This is a genomic window from Streptomyces sp. NPDC059224 (genome assembly GCF_042754285.1).
In the GTDB taxonomy this organism is placed as follows: domain Bacteria; phylum Actinomycetota; class Actinomycetes; order Streptomycetales; family Streptomycetaceae; genus Streptomyces.
The window spans coordinates 189,475-210,238 of sequence record NZ_JBHZAN010000008.1 but is presented as its reverse complement, the minus strand read 5'-3'; the positions used below and the strand labels follow the sequence as shown (position 1 = coordinate 210,238).

Below are 20,764 nucleotides of genomic sequence, written 5' to 3'. Positions count from 1 at the left end.
GGATGCGGCTCACCGTCATAGGCACCGGCTACCTGGGTGCCACCCACGCCGCCTGCATGGCGGAGCTCGGGCACGAGGTTCTCGGTGTCGACGTGGACCCGGACAAGGTCGCCGCACTGCGGGCGGGCCGGGTGCCGTTCCACGAGCCGGGGCTGTCCGGGCTGATCGCCAGGCACACCGCGAGCGGGCGGCTGCGGTTCACCACCGACCACGCGGCGGCCGGGGCCTTCGGCGAGGTGCACTTCGTGTGCGTCGGCACCCCGCAGCGGCCCGGCTCCGAGGGCGCCGACCTGACCCATGTCGACGCGGCCTTCGCGGCGATCGCCGGGCACGCGGCGCCCGGGGCGCTGATCGCCGGCAAGTCGACCGTGCCGGTCGGGACGGCCGGGCGGCTGGCCGCGTCCTTCGACGCCGAGATCGCCTGGAACCCGGAGTTCCTGCGGGAGGGGTTCGCCGTCGAGGACACCCTGCGGCCCGACCGGCTGGTGTTCGGGGTCCGGTCGGAGCGTGCTGAATCGATTCTGCGGGCGGTGTACGAGCCCGTCCTGGCTCTCGGCACCCCGCTGGTCGTCGCCGACTTCCCGACCGCCGAGCTGGTCAAGACGGCCGCCAACGCCTTCCTCGCCACCAAGATCTCTTTCATCAACGCGATGGCCGAGGTCTGTGAGGCGGCCGGCGGCGACGTCGGGGTCCTCGCCGAGGCGATCGGGCACGACGAGCGGATCGGCCGGAAGTTCCTGCGCGCGGGCGTCGGTTTCGGCGGCGGCTGCCTGCCCAAGGACATCCGCGCCTTCGCGCACCGCGCCGACGAACTCGGCGTCTCGCTCGCCTTCCTGCGCGAGGTGGACGCGATCAACATGCGCCGCCGTGACAAGGTTGTCGGACTGGCCCGGGAGCTGTGCGGGGGCACGGTGCTCGGGGCCCGCATCGCGGTGCTGGGCGCGGCCTTCAAGCCGGACTCGGACGACATCCGGGACTCGCCCGCGCTCAACGTGGCGGCCCGGCTGCGCCTGGAGGGCGCGGACGTCACGGTCTACGACCCCGAGGCGCTGGACAACGCCCGCAAGGCGTTCCCGCTCCTCGGCTACGCACTGTCGGCCGAGGAGGCGCTGCGCGGCGCCGGCCTCGTGCTGCATCTGACGGAGTGGCCGCAGTTCCGGGAGATCGACCCGGAGCACGCCGCCACGCTGGTCGCCCGGCCACTGGTCGTGGACGGGCGGGGGGTGCTCGACGCGGACCGCTGGACCGCGGCGGGCTGGCATTTCCGGGCGCTGGGCAGACCCGCGCCGGCTGCGGAGAGGCCCACCGCGGGCCTCCCGGGGGAGGGAAAGAGAACACCATGACGGAGCTCGACAGACACCACGGCACACCGGTCACCGTGGTGATGCCGACCTACAACGAGGCGGCGAACCTGCCCCGGATGGCGGAGCTGGTCCTCGGCCTGCCGGTCGACGGGCTGCATCTGAAGATCGTCGACGACTCCAGCCCGGACGGCACCGGGCGGATCGCCGAGGAGCTCGCCGAGAAGTACAACGCCGACCGGCCCGCCGGGCGGCCGCGCATGAGCGTGCTGCACCGGACCGAGAAGGACGGCCTCGGCCGCGCCTACGTCGCGGGCATGACCGCGGCGCTGGCGGAGGGCGCCGCCTACGTCGTCCAGATGGACGCCGACGGCAGCCACCCCGCCGAGGCCATCGTGCGGATGATCGACGCGGCCGTGACCGAGGGGGCGGGCCTGGTCGTGGGCAGCCGGTACGTGGCCGGCGGCTCGCTGGACGAGGAGTGGGGCAGACACCGGGTACTGCTCTCCCGGTTCGCCAACCGGTACGCCCGTACCGTGCTCGGCACCGAGATCCGGGACATCACGGCCGGGTTCAACCTGTGGTCGGCGGACACCCTGCGCGACGTGGACCTGCGGACGCTGGACAGCGCGGGCTACAGCTTCCAGGTCGAGCTGAAGTTCAAGGCGGTCCGGTCCGGGCACCGCGCCGTGGAGATCCCGATCCGCTTCGAGGAGCGCACCGAGGGCGAGTCCAAGATGAACCTCGCCACCCAGATCGAGTCCGCGGTGATGCCGCTGCGGCTGCGGCTGCGCCACCGGCAGAGCCGAACGGGACGGTGAGCGGGCGGCACGCGGTCCCCTCGCGGTGGGGGAGCCTGTACCGCGAGGTGGCGAAGTTCGGTCTGGTGGGGCTCACCGGATTCGTGGTGAACCTGGCGGTCTTCAACCTGATCAGGGCCGCCGTCCACTGGCAGCCGGTGCGCGCGAGCGTGATCGCGACAGCCTGTGCCGTACTGGGCAACTACGTGGGCCTGCGCTACTTCGCCTACCGGGACCAGGACCGGGACGACGGCGGCGGCCGGAAGGAGCTGGGCCTGTTCCTCTTCTTCAGCGCGGTCGGCCTGGTCATCGAGAACGGGGTGCTCTACGCGACCACCTACGGGCTCGGCTGGCAGAGCACGCTCTCCTACAACGTCAGCAAGTTCCTCGGCATCGGCATCGCCACACTGTTCCGTTTCTGGTCCTACCGCACCTGGGTCTTCAGGACCGCCGAGGCCACCCCGCCGCGCACGGTAGCGCGCGGCGGGCCCCAGGAGTCCGTGCTCCAGGCCACCTGGGAGCGGACCTGACCGGACGGCGTGTCCGAGATCACTGGCCGGCGTCGGCCGCGGCGGAGGCCTGGGCCTCGCCGCGCCTGCGGATCTGCCGGAAGGTGAACTCGGCCAGGTCGTCGCCGGTCTGGAAGACCTTGGTGTCCTTGGTGGTGACGTCCTTGCCGCTGAGGAATCCGGCGGTGGTGAAGTAGGCGTACCGGCCGTAGGAGTTCGTCGTCGTACGGCAGACGCCCGAGGCGCAGAAGGTCTTGGCGCCGGAGCCGGCCAGCGCGGTGACGAAGCCCTTCTTGTCGGCCTCGGTCTTGGCCTTGGCCGCCTGCGCCTCGGTGTCGAAGACCGCCACGCCGACCGTGACCGCGACGCCGTCCTTGAAGTAGGTGACGCGCAGCAGCTGAGTGCAGTCGTTCTTGGTGAGGACGTTCGGGAGGGTGCCCTTGGCGGCCGTGCCGCACTTCTTGGTCTCGGCCGTGGCTCCCTTCTTGTAGACCGTCTCGCCCATGGTCAGCTGGGTGCCCGGGAAGAGGGTCTCGGCGCTGAGCGGCGCCGTGTCCTTCTTCGCACTGGATATGAAGTCCTCGGGATCCAGCGGCGGCGGCGCACTGGTCGGCGCGAAGGACGGCGCGGAGGCCGCCGACTCGCTCGGCAGCGAGGCGGTCGCGGGCAGGTTGCTGGGCGTGCCGGAGGCCTTGTTGTCGCCGTTGGCGGACACCACGGCCATGGCGACGGCGGTGCCGATCGCCAGCGTGGCGACCACGCCGCCGCCGATGAACAGCACTCTGCGCCGTTTGTTGCGCGTCTCCGAGGCCTCGGCGAGCGCGGCCCAGTCCGGAGTCTGGTCGGCGCCGCCGCTCCAGGGCTGCTGTGACTGCGGTTTCCAGGGATCCCACTGGGACTGGGGTCCCCCCTGCCCATAGCTCATGGGGCGCATCTTAGACGGGGGTCGAGGGGTGCCGGTGCGACAGTACGAAGGGTGATAGTGGACCTTTGGTGCACGGTGGAGCATCCCGGTGCCGCCACGCGGCGCCGATGTGTGCGCGAGCTCGTTTTGACCCGTCCGGGGGCGCCCCGGTACGCTGACTCTTCGTTGTGTATTGGCTTGCTCATTCTCACGGGACGGGCCCTTACACCGGTCCACCGGGCCGATGACCAGCAATCCCACGTACGCGGTATGCGTCGCCGCAGTGGCTCAGGCTGTCGTGATCGTTTCGGTGACCTGTTCAGGACCATTCACTCGAAGCGAAGGCTACGAACCGTGCGTACGTACAGCCCCAAGCCCGGCGATGTGACGCGCCAGTGGCACGTCATCGACGCTCAGGACATCGTCCTGGGTCGTCTCGCCACCACCGCCGCGTCCCTTCTGCGGGGCAAGCACAAGCCGATCTACGCTCCTCACGTCGACACCGGTGACTTCGTCATCATCGTCAACGCCGACAAGGTGCACCTGTCCGGCAACAAGCGGACCCAGAAGATGGCGTACCGCCACTCCGGCTACCCGGGTGGTCTGCGCTCCGTCCGCTACGACGAGCTGCTGGACAAGAACCCCGAGAAGGCCATCGAGAAGGCCGTCAAGGGCATGCTCCCCAAGAACACCCTGGGCCGTCAGATGCTCTCCAAGCTGAAGGTCTACCGAGGCGAGAACCACCCGCACGCTGCGCAGCAGCCGGTTCCGTTCGAGATCACCCAGGTCGCGCAGTAAGTCCGGCCACCCCCTAAGACTGAAGAGAATCTGAGGAGCATCGTGGCCGAGACCACTGCCGAGCAGCCGCTCGAAGAGATCGACATCGACAGCTACACCACGGAGACGGACGTCCCCGTCGAGGGCGAGTACACCTCCGAGTCCCTCGCCTCCCGCTTCGGCGACCCGCAGCCGGCCGCCGGCCTGGGCCGTCGCAAGAACGCCATCGCCCGCGTCCGGATCGTCCCGGGCACCGGCAAGTGGAAGATCAACGGTCGCACCCTTGAGGACTACTTCCCCAACAAGGTGCACCAGCAGGAAGTCAACGAGCCCTTCAAGGTGCTGGAGCTCGAGGGCCGCTACGACGTCGTCGCCCGCATCGCCGGTGGCGGTGTCTCCGGTCAGGCCGGTGCGCTCCGTCTCGGTGTCGCCCGCGCGCTGAACGAGGCCGACGTCGACAACAACCGCGGCCCGCTCAAGAAGGCCGGCTTCCTCAAGCGCGACGACCGTGCGGTCGAGCGCAAGAAGGCCGGTCTCAAGAAGGCCCGCAAGGCTCCGCAGTACAGCAAGCGTTAATCGCTCGCTGCCTGCCCGTACGCACGTCCGAGCCGGACCCTGGGGATCCGGGTTCTGGCTCGACGCGTACTCCGAACGCCCCGGCGGCACGCCACATGTGCCACCGGGGCGTTCGTTTATCCCGGTCAAGGGCGTATAACGACACAAGACGCTCAAAGGCTGGTGTGATCGCATGACTAAGCGCCTGCCATCATTTCCTGGCAGCAAGGACGCTTCTTCAGGAGGACAAGTGGGACGACTCTTCGGCACGGACGGCGTGCGCGGCGTCGCCAACGCGGACCTGACCGCCGAGATGGCGCTCGGGCTGTCGGTCGCGGCGGCGCACGTGCTGGCCGAGGCGGGCACCTTCGAGGGCCACCGGCCGAAGGCGGTCGTCGGACGGGACCCGCGCGCGTCCGGGGAGTTCCTGGAGGCCGCCGTGGTCGCGGGCCTGGCCAGCGCCGGTGTGGACGTGCTGAAGGTGGGTGTCCTCCCGACGCCCGCCGTGGCCCACCTGACCGGCGCACTCGGCGCGGACCTCGGTGTCATGCTCTCCGCCAGCCACAACGCCATGCCCGACAACGGCATCAAGTTCTTCGCCCGGGGCGGCCACAAGCTCGCCGACGAGCTGGAGGACCGGATCGAGGCGGTCTACGAGTCCCACCGGCACGGCGAGCCCTGGGAGCGGCCCACCGGCTCGGGCGTCGGCCGGGTGCGGTCCTACGACGAGGGCTCCGAGCAGTACGTCGCCCATCTGCTGTCGGTCCTGCCGAACCGGCTCGACGGGCTCAGGATCGTCCTGGACGAGGCGCACGGCGCGGCCGCGGGGGTCTCGCCGGAGGCGTTCCGCCGGGCCGGCGCGGAGATCGTCACGATCGGCGCGGAGCCGGACGGGCTCAACATCAACGACGGTTGCGGCTCCACCCACCTCGGCAAGCTGAAGGCCGCGGTGCTCGAACACGGGGCGGCGTTCGGTGTCGCCCACGACGGCGACGCGGACCGGTGCCTGGCCGTCGACCACACCGGCGAGGAGGTCGACGGCGACCAGATCCTGGCGGTGCTGGCGCTGGCCATGCGGGAGCGGGGCGCGCTGCGCGCCGACACCGTCGTCGCCACCGTCATGTCCAACCTCGGCTTCAAGCTGGCGCTTGAGCGGGAGGGGGTGCACCTCGTGCAGACCGCGGTCGGCGACCGGTACGTCCTGGAGGAGATGAAGGAGCACGGGTACGCCCTCGGCGGCGAGCAGTCCGGGCACGTCATCATCCTCGACCACGCGACGACCGGCGACGGCACGCTGACCGGACTGCTGCTGGCGGCCCGGGTCGCGCAGACCGGGCGGTCGCTGCGGGAGCTGGCAGGCGTGATGGAGCGGCTGCCGCAGGTGCTGATCAACGTGCCCGACGTCGACAAGTCCCGGGTGAAGACCTCCGGGGACCTGGCCGCGGCGGTCGCGGAGGCGGAGCGGGAGCTGGGGGAGACCGGGCGCGTGCTGCTTCGCCCCTCGGGGACCGAGCCGCTGGTACGGGTGATGGTGGAGGCCGCGGACATCGAGCAGGCGCGGTCGGTGGCGGGACGGTTGGCCGACGCCGTGAAGTCCGCGCTGGGTTAGGTTCTTCCACCGGGTCCGGGCGGCGGGGGACGCCCGTCGCGGACCGCGGGTTCGCCGTCGCCGGTCGCGCGCAGGCCGCGAAGCCGCACCTGTCACGGCGCGGCGCCCCTAAGCCGGTGGGCGTTCGCGTTTCCAGAGCAGCTTCTGGGCGACCAGCGTCGACGTTCCGGCCAGCGCGATGCCCAGCAGGTTCAGCAGCAGTTGCTCCGTCGAACCCCAGGCCTGGCGGTACTCGGTGAAGGCGAAGGCCACCGCCGCGTTCGCGGCCGCCGGGACCGTCGTCACCGAGATCGCCACGCCCACCAGAGCGCCCGACTTCGCCGAGGTCAGGGAGAGTATCCCGGCGATGCCGGCCAGTACCGCCACGACGAAGGAGAACGCGTCGGGGCGGTAGATGAAGTTGGTGTTCGGGCGCTCCGCCTCCAGCTGCACCTTCGTGAACAGGCCGAGGCCGTCCATGAGGTAGGTGAAGCCGACCGTCACCAGTATCGCCACCGCGAAGCCGGCGAGCAGCGCGGTGAGGGAGCGCACCGCCAGGCGGGGGCGGCGCCGGACCAGCGCCGTGCAGATGCCGGCCAGCGGGCCGAACTCGGGGCCCACCGCCATCGCGCCCACGATCAGGATCGCGTTGTCCAGGACGACACCGCAGGCCGCGATCATCGTCGCCAGGGTGATGAAGGCGATGTAGGTGACCGACAGGGTCGACTCCTCGTGGGTCGCCTCCGTCAGTCCCTCCCACAGCACGGCGTCCGCACCCTCGCCCGGCGCCTCCGCCTCGGCCTCGTCCGCCCGGTCCGACAGGCTCAGGTCGATGCCCTCGACGGATATCGAGCCCGTACGGTCGAGGTCCAACACCTTGAGCGCGCGGATCAGTTCGTCGCCCGCCTCACGGGCGACGTCGCACATCACGACGTCCCCGGCGGGGTCGCGGGCGGCACCCGGCAGGACCACGAGGTGGGCGGTGCCGACCGTTTTCTCGATCAGCCGGACCACGTCGTCCGTGCGGTCCGCGGGGGTGATCAGGCGCAGATGCAGCATGAAGCCTTTCTAACAGGCCGGATCCCGTCAGAGCTTGCGGAGCCTCAGCCGCTGCACCTTGTGGTCCGGGCCCTTGCGGACGACCAGGGTGGCGCGGCCGCGGGTGGGGGCGATGTTCTCCACCAGGTTGGGCTTGTTGATGGTGCGCCACAGGCCGCGGGCGTAGTCGACCGCCTCCTCCTCGGAGACCTGGGTGTACTTCCTGAAGTACGAGTCCGGGTTCTGGAAGGCGGTCGCGCGCAGCTTGCGGAAGCGATTGAGGTACCAGGTCTCGATGTCCTCGACGCTCGCGTCGACGTACACGCTGAAGTCGAAGTAGTCGGCGAGGCCGACCCGGGTGCGGCCGTCCTTGCCGGGGAGGGCGGGCTGGAGGACGTTGAGCCCTTCGACGATCAGGATGTCCGGGCGGCGGACGGTGAGCTTGCGGTCGGGGACGATGTCGTAGATGAGGTGCGAGTAGACGGGGGCGGTGACCTCGTCCTTGCCGGCCTTGATGTCGGCGACGAAGCGGGTCAGGGCCCGGCGGTCGTACGACTCGGGGAAACCCTTGCGGGCCATCAGGCCGCGGGCCTCGAGCTCGTGGGTGGGGAGCAGGAAACCGTCCGTCGTCACCAGCTCGACGCGCGGATGCTCGGGCCAGCGCGAGAGCAGGGCCTGCAGGAGCCGGGCCACGGTCGACTTCCCGACGGCGACCGAGCCGGCCACGCCTATGACGAACGGGGTGCCGGACTGGGACCCCTGCTCACCGAGAAAGGTGTTCAGGGCGCCTCTGAGCCCGTCGGTGGCGCCGACGTACAGGTTGAGCAGGCGGGACAGCGGGAGGTAGATGTCCCGCACCTCGTCGAGGTCGATGACGTCGCCGAGGCCACGCAGCTTCTCGACCTCCTCGGCGGTGAGCGGCAGCGGAGTCTTGTCCCGCAGCGCGCTCCACTCGGAACGGGTGAGGTCGACGTAGGGAGTCGCCTCCGGCCTGTGCCGGTGGGCGCTCCGGGGCATCGGGGAGACCGGAGAGATCACGTTCCATTGTTAACGGAGTTTGAACGGGGTGGGGGGTGGGGTCGGTCACGTGCCTGCCGGGTGCGCAGCGCGACCCGGCCCGCGCGGCGGAGATCTGCGGGTCGTCCATCCTGGCGGTCACCCGCGATGGACCGATCTCGGCGTCGACGTGAGCGGGGGACACGTCACGCAGCGCGGTCAGGTCATTCGTCCGGTCGGGCTCGGGCAGCTCTGCGAGGAACAGGTGGCCCGACGCGGCGTCGGCCGCGAGATCACGCTCCGCCCGTCCGTCACATGACGGAGCCCGAAGTCGGCCGCCTCGTCGCAGAGGGCGGACGCGGCGAACCAGTTGTGAGCCGCTCCCGGCCCGCCGGCCGGGAGCGGCACGGGCTTCGTCATCGCTTCCTCCCGGGCGGTCGCGAACCGGTCGGACACGGGCCGTGGCAGGCGCCGGGCGACCGTGCCGGGCAGCCGATGCGCCGCGGGGAACGGCGGGATGATTTCCGATTTCGGGCATGCTGAGCCGTGTTCGAGCGGGGGGCGGCGCTTAGGCTGCCGCTCATGTGCGGAATCGTGGGATACGTGGGGGCGCAGTCGGCGCTCGATGTGGTGGTCGCCGGGCTGAAGCGGCTGGAGTACCGCGGGTACGACTCCGCGGGCGTCGCCGTGCTCGCCGACGGCGGACTGGCCTCGGCGAAGAAGGCCGGGAAGCTGGTCAACCTGGAGAAGGAACTGACGGAGCGACCGCTGCCGAGCGGGGCGACCGGGATCGGGCACACCCGCTGGGCCACGCACGGCGGACCGACGGACGCCAACGCGCATCCGCACCTCGACAACGCGGGCCGGGTCGCCGTCGTCCACAACGGGATCATCGAGAACTTCGCCGCGCTGCGCGGCGAGTTGGCGGAGCGCGGGCACGACCTGGCCTCCGAGACGGACACCGAGGTGGTCGCGCACCTGCTGGCGGAGGAGTTCTCCGGCACGACCGATCTCGCGGAGGCGATGCGGCTGGTGTGCCGGCGCCTGGAGGGCGCGTTCACGCTGGTCGCGGTGCACGCCGACGACCCGGACGTGGTGGTGGGCGCGCGCCGGAACTCCCCCCTGGTGGTGGGCGTCGGAGAGGGCGAGGCCTTCCTCGCCTCGGACGTCGCAGCGTTCATCGCCCACACCCGGTCGGCGATCGAGCTGGGCCAGGACCAGGTGGTGGAGCTGCGCCGGGACGGCGTGACGGTGACCGGCTTCGACGGCGCCCCGGCGGACGTCCGTTCGTACCACGTCGACTGGGACGCGTCGGCGGCGGAGAAGGGCGGTTACGACTACTTCATGCTCAAGGAGATCGCCGAGCAGCCCAAGGCGGTCGCCGACACCCTCCTGGGCCGCATCGACGCGATGGGGTCGCTGACCCTGGACGAGGTCCGGATCGGCGCCGCCGAGCTGCGCGAGGTGGACAAGGTCGTGATCGTCGCCTGCGGTACGGCCTTCCACGCCGGCCTGATCGCCAAGTACGCCATCGAGCACTGGACGCGCATCCCGTGCGAGGTGGAACTGGCCAGCGAGTTCCGGTACCGGGACCCGATCCTGGACTCCCGGAGCCTGGTCATCGCCATCTCGCAGTCCGGCGAGACCATGGACACCCTGATGGCGCTGCGGCACGCGCGGGAACAGGGCTCGAAGGTCCTCGCCATCTGCAACACCAACGGCTCGACGATCCCGCGCGAGTCCGACGCGGTGCTCTACACCCACGCCGGTCCCGAGGTCGCGGTCGCCTCGACCAAGGCGTTCCTCACCCAGCTGGTGGCCTGCTACCTGGTCGCCCTCTACCTGGGCCAGGTGCGGGGCACCAAGTGGGGCGACGAGGTGAGCGCCGTGATCCGGGACCTCTCGCACATCTCCGGCGAGGTCGAGCGGGTCCTGGAGACCATGGAGCCGGTACGGGCGCTCGCGCGCTCCCTCGCCGACAAGAAGACGGTGCTGTTCCTCGGGCGGCACGTCGGCTACCCGGTCGCCCTCGAAGGCGCCCTGAAGCTCAAGGAACTGGCGTACATGCACGCCGAGGGCTTCGCGGCGGGCGAGCTGAAGCACGGTCCGATCGCGCTGATCGAGGAGGACCTGCCGGTGGTGGTGGTCGTACCGTCGCCGCGCGGCCGGTCCGTCCTCTACGACAAGATCGTCTCCAACATCCAGGAGATCCGGGCCCGGGGCGCGCGCACGATCGTGATCGCGGAGGAGGGGGACGAGGCGGTGGTCCCCTACGCCGACCACCTGATCCGCATCCCGGCCACCCCCACCCTGCTCCAGCCCCTCGTCGCCACGGTCCCGCTCCAGGTCTTCGCCTGCGAACTCGCCACGGCCCGCGGCAACGAGGTCGACCAGCCCCGCAACCTGGCGAAGTCGGTGACGGTGGAGTGAGCGGGACGGCCGGACCGGCCTGCGGTGGGCGGGCGGATCGTAGGGTGCCCGGGTGAGCATCATCGGGGTAGGGATCGACGTCGCCGAGATCGACCGGTTCCGGGAGTCGCTGGAGCGGACTCCCGGGCTGGCCGCCCGGCTCTTCGTGGAGGGGGAGTTGCTGCTGCCGAGCGGGGAACGGCGCGGTATCGCCTCGCTCGCGGCCCGGTTCGCGGCCAAGGAGGCGCTGGCCAAGGCGCTGGGCGCGCCGCCGGGACTGCTCTGGACGGACGCGGAGGTGTACGTGGAGGACAACGGGCGGCCGCGGTTGCAGGTCAAGGGGAGCGTGGCCGCGTGCGCGGCGGAACTCGGGGTGCGGTCCTGGCACGTGTCGCTCAGCCATGACGCCGGGGTGGCGTCGGCGGTGGTGATCGCGGAGGGGTGACCCGGACGGGGCGGGCGGATGCGCGCCCCGGCGGTTCCGGGGGAGACTCGGGGCATGCGCACTGCTTACAGCGTGGAGACGGTACGGGCGGCCGAGCGGGAGTTGATGGCGCGGCTGCCGGAAGGGGCGCTGATGCAGCGGGCCGCCGCCGGGCTGGCCGCCGCCTGCGCCGACCTGCTCGGACGGGTGTACGGCAGCCGGGTGGTCCTGCTGGTCGGCAGCGGTGACAACGGCGGCGACGCGCTGTACGCCGGCGCGCGGCTGGCCGGGAGAGGGGCGGGGGTCGCGGCCGTGCTGCTCGCGCCGGAGCGCACCCACGCGGGTGGTCTCGCGGCGCTGCGCCGGGCCGGCGGCAGGACCGTACTGGCGGCAGACGCCGAGGAGTTGATCCTGCGGTGCGATCTCGTCGTGGACGGGATCGTGGGGATCGGCGGGACGGGCGGGCTGCGGCCCGAGGCGGCCGCGCTGGCCGCCGTGGTGGAACGGTCGCGGGCCGCCGTGGTCGCCGTGGACCTGCCCAGCGGGGTGGAGGCGGACAGCGGAGAGGTACGGGGAACGGCGGTACGGGCGGACCTGACCGTCACCTTCGGGACGCACAAGCCGGGGCTGCTGGTCGATCCGGCCCGGCAGTACGCGGGTTCGGTGCGGCTGGTCGACATCGGGCTCGAACTGCCCGCCGAGGCCGAGCTGGAGGCGTTGCAGGACGTGGACGTGGCGCGGCTGCTGCCGACGCCGGGAGCGGAGAGCGACAAGTACCGGCGGGGCGTGGTGGGAATCGTGGCCGGGTCGGCCCGCTATCCCGGGGCCGCGGTGCTCGCCGTCGCGGGGGCGCTGCGGGGCGGGGCCGGGGCCGTCCGGTACGTCGGGCCCGCCGGCGACGAGGTGCTGGCGCGCTTTCCCGAGACGCTGGTGTCGGACGGGGGGCCGCGCAAGGCCGGGCGGGTGCAGGCGTGGGTGGCGGGACCGGGGGTGGGCGACGACGCCGACGCCGTCGCCGAGGTGCTGGAGGCGGACGTTCCGGTGCTGGTCGACGCGGACGGGCTGCGGCTCGCCGACCGGGACACGGTGCGCGCTCGCAGGGCGCCCACGCTGATGACTCCGCACGCCGGGGAGGCGGCGGCGCTGCTGGGGGTGGGGCGGGAGGAGGTCGAGGCCGGCAGGCTCGCGGCGGTACGGGAACTGGCGGCGGCCTACCGGGCGACGGTGCTGCTGAAGGGGGCGACGACGCTGGTGGCGGCGCCGGGCGACGGGGTCGCGGCCGTCCGGGTGAACGCGACGGGGACGCCGTGGCTGGCCACCGCGGGGAGCGGGGACGTGCTGTCGGGACTGGCGGGGTCGTTGCTGGCGTCCGGTCTCGACGGGCGGGACGCGGGGAGCGTGGCGGCGTATCTGCACGGGCTCGCGGGGCGGTTCGCGGCGGAGGGGGCGCCGACGGTCGCGCACGCGGTGGCGGACGAGCTGGGAGCGGCGTGGAGGGGCGTGTTCCCGTCCGGGGGCGGTAGGCCGGTGGGCCGGTAGTGCGGTAGGCCGCGGCGTCGTGTTTCGGGTGCGGCCCGGTGGGGGCCGTTCGCGCAGTTCCCCGCGCCCCTGACGGTGCGCGTCCCGCTCCCTCCCTCGGGTGACCCGGCCGCGCGGCTCCCCCGGATTCACGGGCGTGCAGGGTTGTCTGATCACATGATTAATGGACGAATCGCGCGATGTCGGGTCCGTCATGCAAGTGGGGTCGCGGGGGTCCTGGTCGCCGCCGCGGTGGTGATCTGCCTCGGGGCCGGGAGCGTGGCCGCGGACACCGCGCACCAACCGCCCACCGCCGTGGCCGAGTCGGACCTGGTGCCCGGGGTCCCGCCCGGCCCCGGGCAGCCCTGGCAGGTCGACACCCCCGACCAGATGCTGGCGCCGAAGGTGTACCGGCCCAGCGCCGAGGAGGACGCCGTCGAGCCCAAGGCGGCGCCACCCGGGATCTACGACCTCGTGGAGTACGTGCCGCTCAGCGACGCCGTCGCCAAGGTGAGCTGCTCCAAGCTGACCGGGCCGTACCAGCGGCAGATCGAGCAGTGGCTGAAGCTGAAGGTGGACGGCAAGCAGTCCGCCTCCGACTGCAAGGAGATCCAGAAGTTCCAGAAGTCGCACAAGATCAAGCCGGCCACCGGGTTCGCGGGACCCGTGACCTGGTACCAGATGAACTTCCTCTCGGCGAAGAAGAACCCGAACGCCAGGAAGAACTGCCCCGTGAAGTCGTACCGGGTCGCCTGCGTCGATCTCAATCGGCAGGTCACCTGGGTGCAGAAGGCCGGCAAGGTGGTCTTCGGGCCGGTGCAGATGAGGAGCGGGCGGAAGGGGCACGCGACCCGCGCCGGGTCGCACACCGTCTACTGGCGGCACAAGAACCACTGGTCGACCCTGTACAACTCGCCCATGCCGTACGCCCAGTTCTTCGACGGCGGCCAGGCATTCCACGCCGTCTACGGTTCCCTCTACACCACCGTCGGCTCGTGGGGCTGCGTGAACCTCAAGCTCGGCGACGCCAAGAAGCTGTGGGGCGTGCTGAAGAAGGGCGACAAGGTGTACGTGTGGGGGCACCGGACGGGCACCTGACCCGGTGCCCGCCGGGTACCCGAGGAGGACCGGGGCCCGTACCAGGGCCTGTGCCGGAGGGCTGACAGAGGCCTCTGAGACACTGGGGGCGCGATGAGTGAGACAGCTACTGCACCGACCGCGCCCCTGCGCGCCCGCGCCGAGATCGATCTGGCCGCCCTGCGGGCCAACGTGCGGACCCTGCGCGCCCTCGCGCCGGGCGCGGCCCTGATGGCCGTGATGAAGTCCGACGCGTACGGCCACGGAGCCGTCCGGTGTGCCCGCGAGGCCGTCCGGGCCGGCGCCGGCTGGCTCGGCACGGCCACCCCCGAGGAGGCCCTGGCGCTGCGCGCGGACCCCGGGCTGCCCGCGGACGTGCGGATCATGTGCTGGCTGTGGACCCCCGGCGGGCCGTGGCGGGAGGCCATCGAGGCCGGCCTCGACGTGTCGGTGAGCGGGATGTGGGCGCTGCGCGAGGTCGTCGCGGCCGCCCGGGCCGCCGGCCGCCCCGCGCGCGTGCAGCTCAAGGCCGACACCGGGCTCGGGCGCAACGGCTGCCAGCCCCGGGACTGGCCCGGGCTGGTCGGCGAGGCGCTGCGCGCGGAGACGGCCGGGCTGGTCCGGATCACGGGGCTCTGGTCGCACTTCGCCTGCGCCGACGAGCCCGGCCACCCCTCCGTCGCCGCGCAGCTCGCCCTGTTCCGCGAGATGCTCGCCCACGCCGAGGAGCGGGGCGCGCGCCCCGAGGTGCGGCACATCGCCAACTCGCCGGCCACCCTCACCCTCCCCGACTCCCACTTCGACCTGGTCCGCACGGGCATCGCCGTCTACGGCATCTCACCGAGCCCCGAGATGGGCAGCGCGGCCGACTTCGGGCTGCGTCCGGTGATGACCCTCTCCGCCTCGCTCGCCCTGGTGAAGCACGTCCCGGGCGGCCACGGCGTGAGCTACGGCCACCGCTACCTCACCCCCGGGGAGACCACCCTCGGGCTGGTCCCCGTCGGCTACGCGGACGGCATCCCGCGCCACGCCTCCGGCACCGGACCGGTGCTGGTCGGCGGCAAGTGGCGCACGGTCGCCGGGCGCGTCGCCATGGACCAGTTCGTCGTCGACCTCGGCGGCGACGAGCCCCCGGTCGGCTCCGAGGCCGTGCTGTTCGGTCCGGGCGACCGGGGCGAGCCCACCGCCGAGGACTGGGCCCAGGCCGCGGGCACGATCGCCTACGAAATCGTCACCCGCATCGGAACCCGGGTTCCCCGCGTCTATGTGAACGGGGAACCGAGTGGGCAGGAACCAGGGGACGGGAACTGACCTCAGGGGTTCGGCGGCACCGGAACCCGGTTACACCTTTACCAGCAGCAACGGACGCAGCAGTCATCTCGTCGGTGTCACCCGTTTCACCTAACGAGCGAACTGCAGTACGGCGAAGAGGAGCAGTACGTGAGCGAGAGCAGTGCGGAGGCCGTAGCCGACGCCGCGGCGGCCGTCGCTTCCGCCACGGGGGCGGACGGGACCTGGCTCAAGGTCACCGGTATCGCCGGGGCCGCCATAGGGGTGCTCGCCGCCGGTGCGGCGGCGGGGGTCGCGGTGGAGCGGATGACCGTCGGCCGCGGGATGCGGCGCAGGGCCCGGCTGGCGCTGGACTCCGCGGGACCGTACGGCACCCTGCGCGGCACGCCCGGCAAGGCGACCTCCGACGACGGCACCGAGCTGTACTACGAGGTGGACGAGGTGGAGCCCGACCTCGGCCCGGCCGTCTCCCCGCGCCGCCGCAGGCTCTTCGGCCGCAAGGCCCCCGCCCCCGTCACCGTCGTCTTCAGCCACGGCTACTGCCTCAACCAGGACTCCTGGCACTTCCAGCGGGCGGCTCTGCGCGGAGTCGTCCGCACCGTGCACTGGGACCAGCGCAGCCACGGCCGCTCCGGGCGGGGCGTCGCCCAGCACGAGAGCGGTACCGCGCTCACCATCGACCAGCTCGGCCGGGACCTGAAGGCCGTCCTCGACGCGGCCGTCCCCGAGGGGCCGATCGTGCTGGTCGGGCACTCGATGGGCGGCATGACGGTGATGGCACTCGCCGCGCACTGCCCCGAACTGGTCCGCGACCGGGTCGTCGCCACCGCGTTCGTCGGTACCTCGTCCGGGCGGCTCGGCGAGGTCAACTTCGGGCTGCCGGTCGCCGGCGTCAACGCGGTGCGCCGGGTGCTCCCCGGAGTGCTGAAGGCGCTGGGTACCCAGGCGGCCCTGGTGGAGAAGGGGCGGCGGGCCACCGCCGAGCTGTTCGCCGGGATCATCAAGCGGTACTCGTTCGCCTCCCGGGAGGTCGACCCGGCCATCGAGCGGTTCGCCGAGCGCATGATCGAGTCGACCCCGATCGACGTGGTCGCCGAGTTCTATCCGGCGTTCACCGACCACGACAAGACCGCGGCGCTCGCCTACTTCCAGGATCTGCCGGTGCTGGTGCTGGCCGGGGTGCAGGACCTCGTCACCCCCAGCGAGCACAGCGAGGTCATCGCCGATCTGCTGCCCGACGCCGAGCTGGTGCTGGTCCCGGACGCCGGGCACCTGGTCATGCTGGAACACCCGGAAGTGGTCACCGACCGCCTCGCCGACCTGCTCACCCGCGCGGGTGCCGTGCCGGCAGGGGCTACGGTAAGTGGCTATGGAAGCACCAGCAGCACGGCACGGCCAGGCTGAGGCCCCGGCCGGGGCCGCGGCCGGCAACGGCACGGAGTTGATCGTCGACTCTCCCGGGCGGATGGGGGAGCTGGGGCGCCGGCTGGCCGCATTGCTGCGCGCCGGTGACCTCGTGATGCTCAGTGGGGAACTCGGCGCGGGCAAGACCACGCTGACCCGCGGACTGGGCGAGGGGCTCGGTGTGCGCGGGGCCGTCACCTCCCCGACCTTCGTGATCGCCCGCGTCCATCCGTCCCTCGGGGACGGGCCGCCGCTCGTCCACGTCGACGCGTACCGCCTGGGCGGCGGGCTCGACGAGATGGAGGACCTGGACCTCGACGTCTCGCTGCCCGAGTCGGTGATCGTCGTGGAGTGGGGCGAGGGCAAGGTCGAGGAGCTGACCGAGGACCGGCTCGTCGTGCAGATCCACCGGGCCGTCGGGGACACCACGGACGAGGTACGGCACGTGACCCTGACGGGGCTCGGGGAGCGGTGGGCCTCGGCGGACCTGGGGACACTGTCCGTCTGAGCGACGGGTGAACGTTCCGACGAGGCGTCGGCAAGATATTGCGCTTCGTGACGCGGGCGTGGTCACATGGAACCCAGCCCGTGGTTAGGTGTACCTAACTTCATCCGCCCCCGCAGCTCAGGAGGCGTCCATGCCCGCGTCCCAGTCCCCGGAACGGCAGCCGTCCGCGGCCGCCGGAGTCTCCATGCGCGAGCTTCTGGCGTCCTGTGCGGCCGCTGACGCGGTGTCCAGGCCGCCGAGAGTGCCGGAGCTGCCCACGCGGCCGGCCGAGTGGCGCACCCGGGCCGCGTAGGCGGGGGGCGACTGCCGGCGGGTCGGTGCGGCTGCGCGGGGGCCGGGCGCGCGGTTCCTCCCCGAGCCTCATGGCCGGGGTGCCCCCGGCGCCCCCCCTGCGGGGCCGCTCCTCGCGGCCCCGGTGAGAGCTAGCGGATCACCATGACCTTGACGCCGATCGTCGCGAAGATCCACATCGCGTCGCCGTCCCGGCGGGTCTCGCGGATGCCGCCCGTCCTGACCGTGGGGTCCGGGGGCTCCGTCGGGCCGGTGCCGGTGGCCGCGCTGAAACCGATCGCCGAACCGTCCTTCGTGGTGGCGAAGCGGACCACGTGTTCGATGGGGAGTCCGTCCGTGCCCGTGACCGCCTTGGAGCGGGACGTCACCCAGTAGGCGCCCACGGGCGGGTCGATCGTGCCGGGCTTCACCGTGAAGGTGCGCTCGACCCGGTTGCGCTCGCTGACGAGCCAGACCCGGTCGTCGTCCACCGAGTACACCACCCGTTCACCCGTGCCGGAGTTGTTCGGCAGGGCGGTGGGATGGCGGTGGTCCCGGGGCGCTTTCGCGGCCGGTGCCCCGGGGGCGGGGCTCGACGTGGACCTGTCGCCGAGGCCGGGCGGAACGGCGGCCGAGGCCTGGTAGGCGAGGAGTCCGACCGCCCCGACGGCCGCCGCGGTGAGGCCGGCCACGATTGCCGAGCTGGTCCCTGCCACGTGCGCCACCTCTGACTCGCCGTATATGTCGTACTTCGTACAGACCGTAGCAGCCAGTGACGGTCCGCCCCTGACGGCCGTGCTCGCGGCGCCGGAGCCGTAGGCTGTTCGCGTGCTCTTGCTCGCTCTGGATACCGCCACCCCCGCCGTCACCGTCGCGCTGCACGACGGTGCGGCCGTCATCGCCTCGTCGAGCCAGGTGGACGCGCGCCGGCACGGCGAGCTGCTGCTGCCGGCCGTCGACCGCGTCCTCGCCGAGGCAGGGGTCAAGCTGGACGCCGTCACCGGGATCGTCACAGGCATCGGTCCCGGTCCCTACACCGGTCTGCGGGTCGGTCTGATGACCGCGGACACCTTCGGACTCGCGCTGGGCGTGCCCGTGCACGGCCTGTGCACGCTCGACGCGCTCGCCTACGCGGCCGACATCGAGAAGGGCCCGTTCGTCGTGGCCACCGACGCCCGCCGCAAAGAGGTCTACTGGGCGACGTACGCCGACTCGCGCACCCGGCTCACGGACCCGGCCGTCGACCGGCCCGCCGACATCGCCGAGCGGGTCGCGGGACTGCCCGCGGTGGGTGCGGGGGCGATGCTCTACCCCGACACCTTCCCGGTCGTGCACGAACCCGAGCACGTCTCCGCCGCCGCCCTCGCCTCGCTCGCGGTCGAACGGCTGGCCGCGGGCGAGGAACTGCCCGCGCCCCGGCCGCTGTACCTGCGCCGGCCGGACGCCCAGGTGCCCAGGAACTACAAGGTGGTCACCCCGAAGTGACCGCACAGTTGCGCGAGATGCGCTGGTGGGACATCGACCGGGTCCTGGAGCTGGAGAAGGGCCTGTTCCCCGAGGACGCCTGGTCGCGGGGAATGTTCTGGTCCGAACTGGCGCACGCGAGAGGCCCGGCGGCGACCCGGCGCTATGTGGTCGCCCTGACGGACGACCAGGTCGTCGGGTACGCCGGGCTGGCGGCCCAGGGCGAACTCGGCGACGTCCAGACCATCGCGGTCGCCCGCGACCACTGGGGCACCGGCCTGGGCGGACAGCTCCTCACCGAGCTGCTGCGGGCCGCGACCGCCTTCGAGTGCGCCGAGGTCATGCTGGAGTGCCGGGTCGACAACACCCGCGCGCAGAAGCTCTACGAGCGGTACGGCTTCGAGGCCATCGGGTTCAGACGCGGCTACTACCAGCCGGGCAACGTGGACGCCCTGGTGATGCGCCTGACGACGAAACCGGGCAGCGGCCCCGCCGACGGACCCACTTCCGGACAAGGAACCGAGATCAATGGCTGACGAACCCCTGGTTCTGGGGATCGAGACCTCCTGCGACGAGACCGGCGTCGGCATCGTCCGGGGGACCACCCTGCTCGCCGACGCCGTCGCCTCGTCCGTCGACGAGCACGCCCGCTTCGGCGGCGTGGTGCCCGAGGTGGCGTCCCGGGCGCACCTGGAGGCGATGGTCCCGACCATCGAGCGCGCGCTGAAGGACGCGGGCGTGAGCGCGCGGGACCTGGACGGCATCGCGGTCACGGCCGGCCCCGGCCTGGCCGGGGCGCTGCTCGTCGGCGTCTCCGCGGCGAAGGCCTACGCGTACGCGCTGGGCAAGCCGCTGTACGGCGTGAACCACCTCGCCTCCCACATCTGCGTCGACCAGCTGGAGCACGGTCCGCTGCCGGAGCCGACGATGGCCCTGCTGGTCTCCGGCGGGCACTCCTCGCTCCTCCTCTCCTCGGACATCACCTCCGACGTGCGGCCGCTCGGCGCCACCATCGACGACGCTGCCGGCGAGGCCTTCGACAAGATCGCCCGGGTGCTGAACCTGGGCTTCCCCGGCGGTCCGGTCATCGACCGGTACGCGAAGGAGGGGGACCCGGCGGCCATCGCCTTCCCGCGCGGTCTCACCGGTCCGCGCGACCCGGCGTACGACTTCTCCTTCTCCGGTCTCAAGACGGCGGTGGCCCGCTGGATCGAGGCCAGGCGGGCGGCCGGCGAGGACGTGCCGGTCCGCGACGTGTCCGCCTCCTTCCAGGAGGCGGTCGTGGACGTCCTGACCCGCAAGGCCGTCCGGGCCTGCCGCGACGAGGGCGTCGACCACCTGATGATCGGCGGCGGGGTCGCCGCCAACTCCCGGCTGCGCGCGCTCGCGCAGGAGCGCTGCGAGGCGGCCGGTATCCGGCTGCGCGTGCCCCGCCCGAAGCTGTGCACGGACAACGGCGCGATGGTGGCGGCGCTCGGCGCCGAGATGGTGGCGCGCAACCGGGCCGCGTCGAGCTGGGACCTCTCGGCGGACAGCTCCCTGCCGGTGACGGACCCGCACGTGCCGGGCCGTCACCACCACGACCACGTGCACGAGGTCAGCAGGGAGAACCTGTACACGTGACGGTCGCGTTGATGTGGGAGGCGCGGGCGGTGGCGGGGCGGGGCCCGGAACTGCTGGCCTGGGCACGGCAACGGGACCTCGCGAAGGCCCCGTTGCGCCGGGAGAGCTTCCGGGCACCGCAGGACCGGGTCCTGGTCGTCACGTGGTGGCAGGCGTCGTACGACGACCAGGGGCTGCCCGAACTCCCCGACCCGCCGGGCGACCTGGTGGAGCGGCCGGTGCACCGCTGGCGGTTCGAGTCGGCCGGAGTGGAATCGCCCTAGTCGAATGTTTCGGAAATCGCGCCGAATGTTCCGGGAATCCCTGGCC

22 protein-coding genes are annotated in these 20,764 nt (G+C 72.2%); 18 read left to right on the top strand and 4 right to left on the bottom strand.

What is annotated here, in order from left to right; all coding sequences use genetic code 11:
- The first annotated feature begins 2 nt into the window (after positions 1 to 2).
- The 3 genes from ACFXI4_RS11080 to ACFXI4_RS11070 are packed head-to-tail and all read left to right on the top strand — an operon-like array spanning position 3 to position 2,631.
- The gene (locus tag ACFXI4_RS11080; protein WP_384989478.1) at positions 3 to 1,343 is read left to right on the top strand and encodes a UDP-glucose dehydrogenase family protein; all 1,341 of its coding nucleotides are present in this window, start codon (positions 3 to 5) and stop codon (positions 1,341 to 1,343) included.
- A complete protein-coding gene (locus tag ACFXI4_RS11075) occupies positions 1,340 to 2,122 on the top strand; it encodes a polyprenol monophosphomannose synthase (protein ID WP_384989476.1) in 783 nt (260 codons plus the stop codon). Before ACFXI4_RS11080 ends, ACFXI4_RS11075 begins: the two co-directional genes overlap by 4 nt.
- Positions 2,119 to 2,631, top strand: a complete 513-nt coding sequence (locus ACFXI4_RS11070) for a GtrA family protein (RefSeq protein WP_384989474.1) — start codon at positions 2,119 to 2,121, stop codon at positions 2,629 to 2,631. The genes ACFXI4_RS11075 and ACFXI4_RS11070 overlap by 4 nt, the downstream gene beginning before the upstream one ends.
- 19 nt (positions 2,632 to 2,650) lie before the next feature.
- On the opposite strand, the gene ACFXI4_RS11065 is transcribed toward ACFXI4_RS11070, so the two are convergent.
- Positions 2,651 to 3,535, bottom strand: a complete 885-nt coding sequence (locus ACFXI4_RS11065) for a hypothetical protein (RefSeq protein ID WP_362716520.1) — start codon at positions 3,533 to 3,535, stop codon at positions 2,651 to 2,653.
- Between the two features lie 333 nt (positions 3,536 to 3,868).
- Between ACFXI4_RS11065 and rplM the strand changes: the two genes are divergently transcribed.
- The 3 genes from rplM to glmM all read left to right on the top strand — a co-directional run bounded on the left by rplM (position 3,869) and on the right by glmM (position 6,455).
- Positions 3,869 to 4,312 carry a 50S ribosomal protein L13 gene (rplM, locus tag ACFXI4_RS11060; protein WP_352223065.1) on the top strand — a complete coding sequence of 148 codons (444 nt, stop codon included), beginning with the start codon at positions 3,869 to 3,871 and terminating at the stop codon, positions 4,310 to 4,312.
- A 42-nt stretch (positions 4,313 to 4,354) separates the two neighbouring features.
- Positions 4,355 to 4,867 carry a 30S ribosomal protein S9 gene (gene rpsI / locus ACFXI4_RS11055; RefSeq protein WP_351318187.1) on the top strand — a complete coding sequence of 171 codons (513 nt, stop codon included), beginning with the start codon at positions 4,355 to 4,357 and terminating at the stop codon, positions 4,865 to 4,867.
- A gap of 229 nt (positions 4,868 to 5,096) precedes the next feature.
- On the top strand, positions 5,097 to 6,455 hold the full coding sequence (glmM, locus tag ACFXI4_RS11050; RefSeq protein WP_384989473.1) for a phosphoglucosamine mutase: 1,359 nt from the start codon (positions 5,097 to 5,099) through the stop codon (positions 6,453 to 6,455).
- A 108-nt stretch (positions 6,456 to 6,563) separates the two neighbouring features.
- Here glmM and ACFXI4_RS11045 read toward each other — a convergent pair whose 3' ends face one another.
- Positions 6,564 to 7,493, bottom strand: coding sequence for a DUF389 domain-containing protein (locus ACFXI4_RS11045; protein ID WP_384989471.1), 930 nt, complete (start codon positions 7,491 to 7,493; stop codon positions 6,564 to 6,566).
- Between the two features lie 27 nt (positions 7,494 to 7,520).
- On the bottom strand, positions 7,521 to 8,489 hold the full coding sequence (gene coaA / locus ACFXI4_RS11040) for a type I pantothenate kinase (RefSeq protein WP_362716535.1): 969 nt from the start codon (positions 8,487 to 8,489) through the stop codon (positions 7,521 to 7,523).
- Positions 8,490 to 9,050: 561 nt separating this feature from the next.
- Between coaA and glmS the strand changes: the two genes are divergently transcribed.
- The 8 genes from glmS to ACFXI4_RS11000 all read left to right on the top strand — a co-directional run bounded on the left by glmS (position 9,051) and on the right by ACFXI4_RS11000 (position 17,390).
- On the top strand, positions 9,051 to 10,898 hold the full coding sequence (gene glmS, locus ACFXI4_RS11035) for a glutamine--fructose-6-phosphate transaminase (isomerizing) (protein WP_384989470.1): 1,848 nt from the start codon (positions 9,051 to 9,053) through the stop codon (positions 10,896 to 10,898).
- Positions 10,899 to 10,950: 52 nt separating this feature from the next.
- Positions 10,951 to 11,322, top strand: coding sequence for a holo-ACP synthase (locus tag ACFXI4_RS11030; protein ID WP_362716504.1), 372 nt, complete (start codon positions 10,951 to 10,953; stop codon positions 11,320 to 11,322).
- A gap of 54 nt (positions 11,323 to 11,376) precedes the next feature.
- Positions 11,377 to 12,840 carry an NAD(P)H-hydrate dehydratase gene (locus tag ACFXI4_RS11025; protein WP_384989469.1) on the top strand — a complete coding sequence of 488 codons (1,464 nt, stop codon included), beginning with the start codon at positions 11,377 to 11,379 and terminating at the stop codon, positions 12,838 to 12,840.
- Between the two features lie 156 nt (positions 12,841 to 12,996).
- Complete coding sequence (locus tag ACFXI4_RS11020) at positions 12,997 to 13,917, top strand: L,D-transpeptidase family protein (RefSeq protein WP_384989467.1); 921 nt, start codon at positions 12,997 to 12,999, stop codon at positions 13,915 to 13,917.
- Between the two features lie 93 nt (positions 13,918 to 14,010).
- Positions 14,011 to 15,207: an alanine racemase gene (gene alr / locus ACFXI4_RS11015; RefSeq protein ID WP_384989466.1), complete on the top strand. Its 1,197-nt coding sequence runs from the start codon at positions 14,011 to 14,013 to the stop codon at positions 15,205 to 15,207.
- 129 nt (positions 15,208 to 15,336) lie between these two features.
- Positions 15,337 to 16,590: an alpha/beta fold hydrolase gene (locus ACFXI4_RS11010; protein WP_384989464.1), complete on the top strand. Its 1,254-nt coding sequence runs from the start codon at positions 15,337 to 15,339 to the stop codon at positions 16,588 to 16,590.
- Positions 16,556 to 17,098, top strand: a complete 543-nt coding sequence (gene tsaE, locus ACFXI4_RS11005; RefSeq protein WP_384989462.1) for a tRNA (adenosine(37)-N6)-threonylcarbamoyltransferase complex ATPase subunit type 1 TsaE — start codon at positions 16,556 to 16,558, stop codon at positions 17,096 to 17,098. The genes ACFXI4_RS11010 and tsaE overlap by 35 nt, the downstream gene beginning before the upstream one ends.
- Positions 17,099 to 17,228: 130 nt before the next feature.
- A complete protein-coding gene (locus tag ACFXI4_RS11000) occupies positions 17,229 to 17,390 on the top strand; it encodes a hypothetical protein (RefSeq protein ID WP_384989460.1) in 162 nt (53 codons plus the stop codon).
- Between the two features lie 130 nt (positions 17,391 to 17,520).
- Here the strand turns inward: ACFXI4_RS11000 and ACFXI4_RS10995 are convergent, their stop codons facing one another.
- Positions 17,521 to 18,084 carry a hypothetical protein gene (locus ACFXI4_RS10995; RefSeq protein WP_384989458.1) on the bottom strand — a complete coding sequence of 188 codons (564 nt, stop codon included), beginning with the start codon at positions 18,082 to 18,084 and terminating at the stop codon, positions 17,521 to 17,523.
- Between the two features lie 112 nt (positions 18,085 to 18,196).
- Here ACFXI4_RS10995 and tsaB point away from each other — a divergent pair, with 112 nt between their 5' ends.
- The 4 genes from tsaB to ACFXI4_RS10975 are packed head-to-tail and all read left to right on the top strand — an operon-like array spanning position 18,197 to position 20,718.
- Positions 18,197 to 18,853, top strand: coding sequence for a tRNA (adenosine(37)-N6)-threonylcarbamoyltransferase complex dimerization subunit type 1 TsaB (gene tsaB, locus ACFXI4_RS10990; protein WP_384989457.1), 657 nt, complete (start codon positions 18,197 to 18,199; stop codon positions 18,851 to 18,853).
- Positions 18,854 to 18,870: 17 nt separating this feature from the next.
- Positions 18,871 to 19,368: a ribosomal protein S18-alanine N-acetyltransferase gene (gene rimI, locus ACFXI4_RS10985; protein WP_362717227.1), complete on the top strand. Its 498-nt coding sequence runs from the start codon at positions 18,871 to 18,873 to the stop codon at positions 19,366 to 19,368.
- Positions 19,361 to 20,455: a tRNA (adenosine(37)-N6)-threonylcarbamoyltransferase complex transferase subunit TsaD gene (gene tsaD / locus ACFXI4_RS10980; protein WP_384989455.1), complete on the top strand. Its 1,095-nt coding sequence runs from the start codon at positions 19,361 to 19,363 to the stop codon at positions 20,453 to 20,455. Before rimI ends, tsaD begins: the two co-directional genes overlap by 8 nt.
- A complete protein-coding gene (locus ACFXI4_RS10975; protein ID WP_384989454.1) occupies positions 20,452 to 20,718 on the top strand; it encodes a hypothetical protein in 267 nt (88 codons plus the stop codon). The genes tsaD and ACFXI4_RS10975 overlap by 4 nt, the downstream gene beginning before the upstream one ends.
- Positions 20,719 to 20,764: the final 46 nt, after the last annotated feature.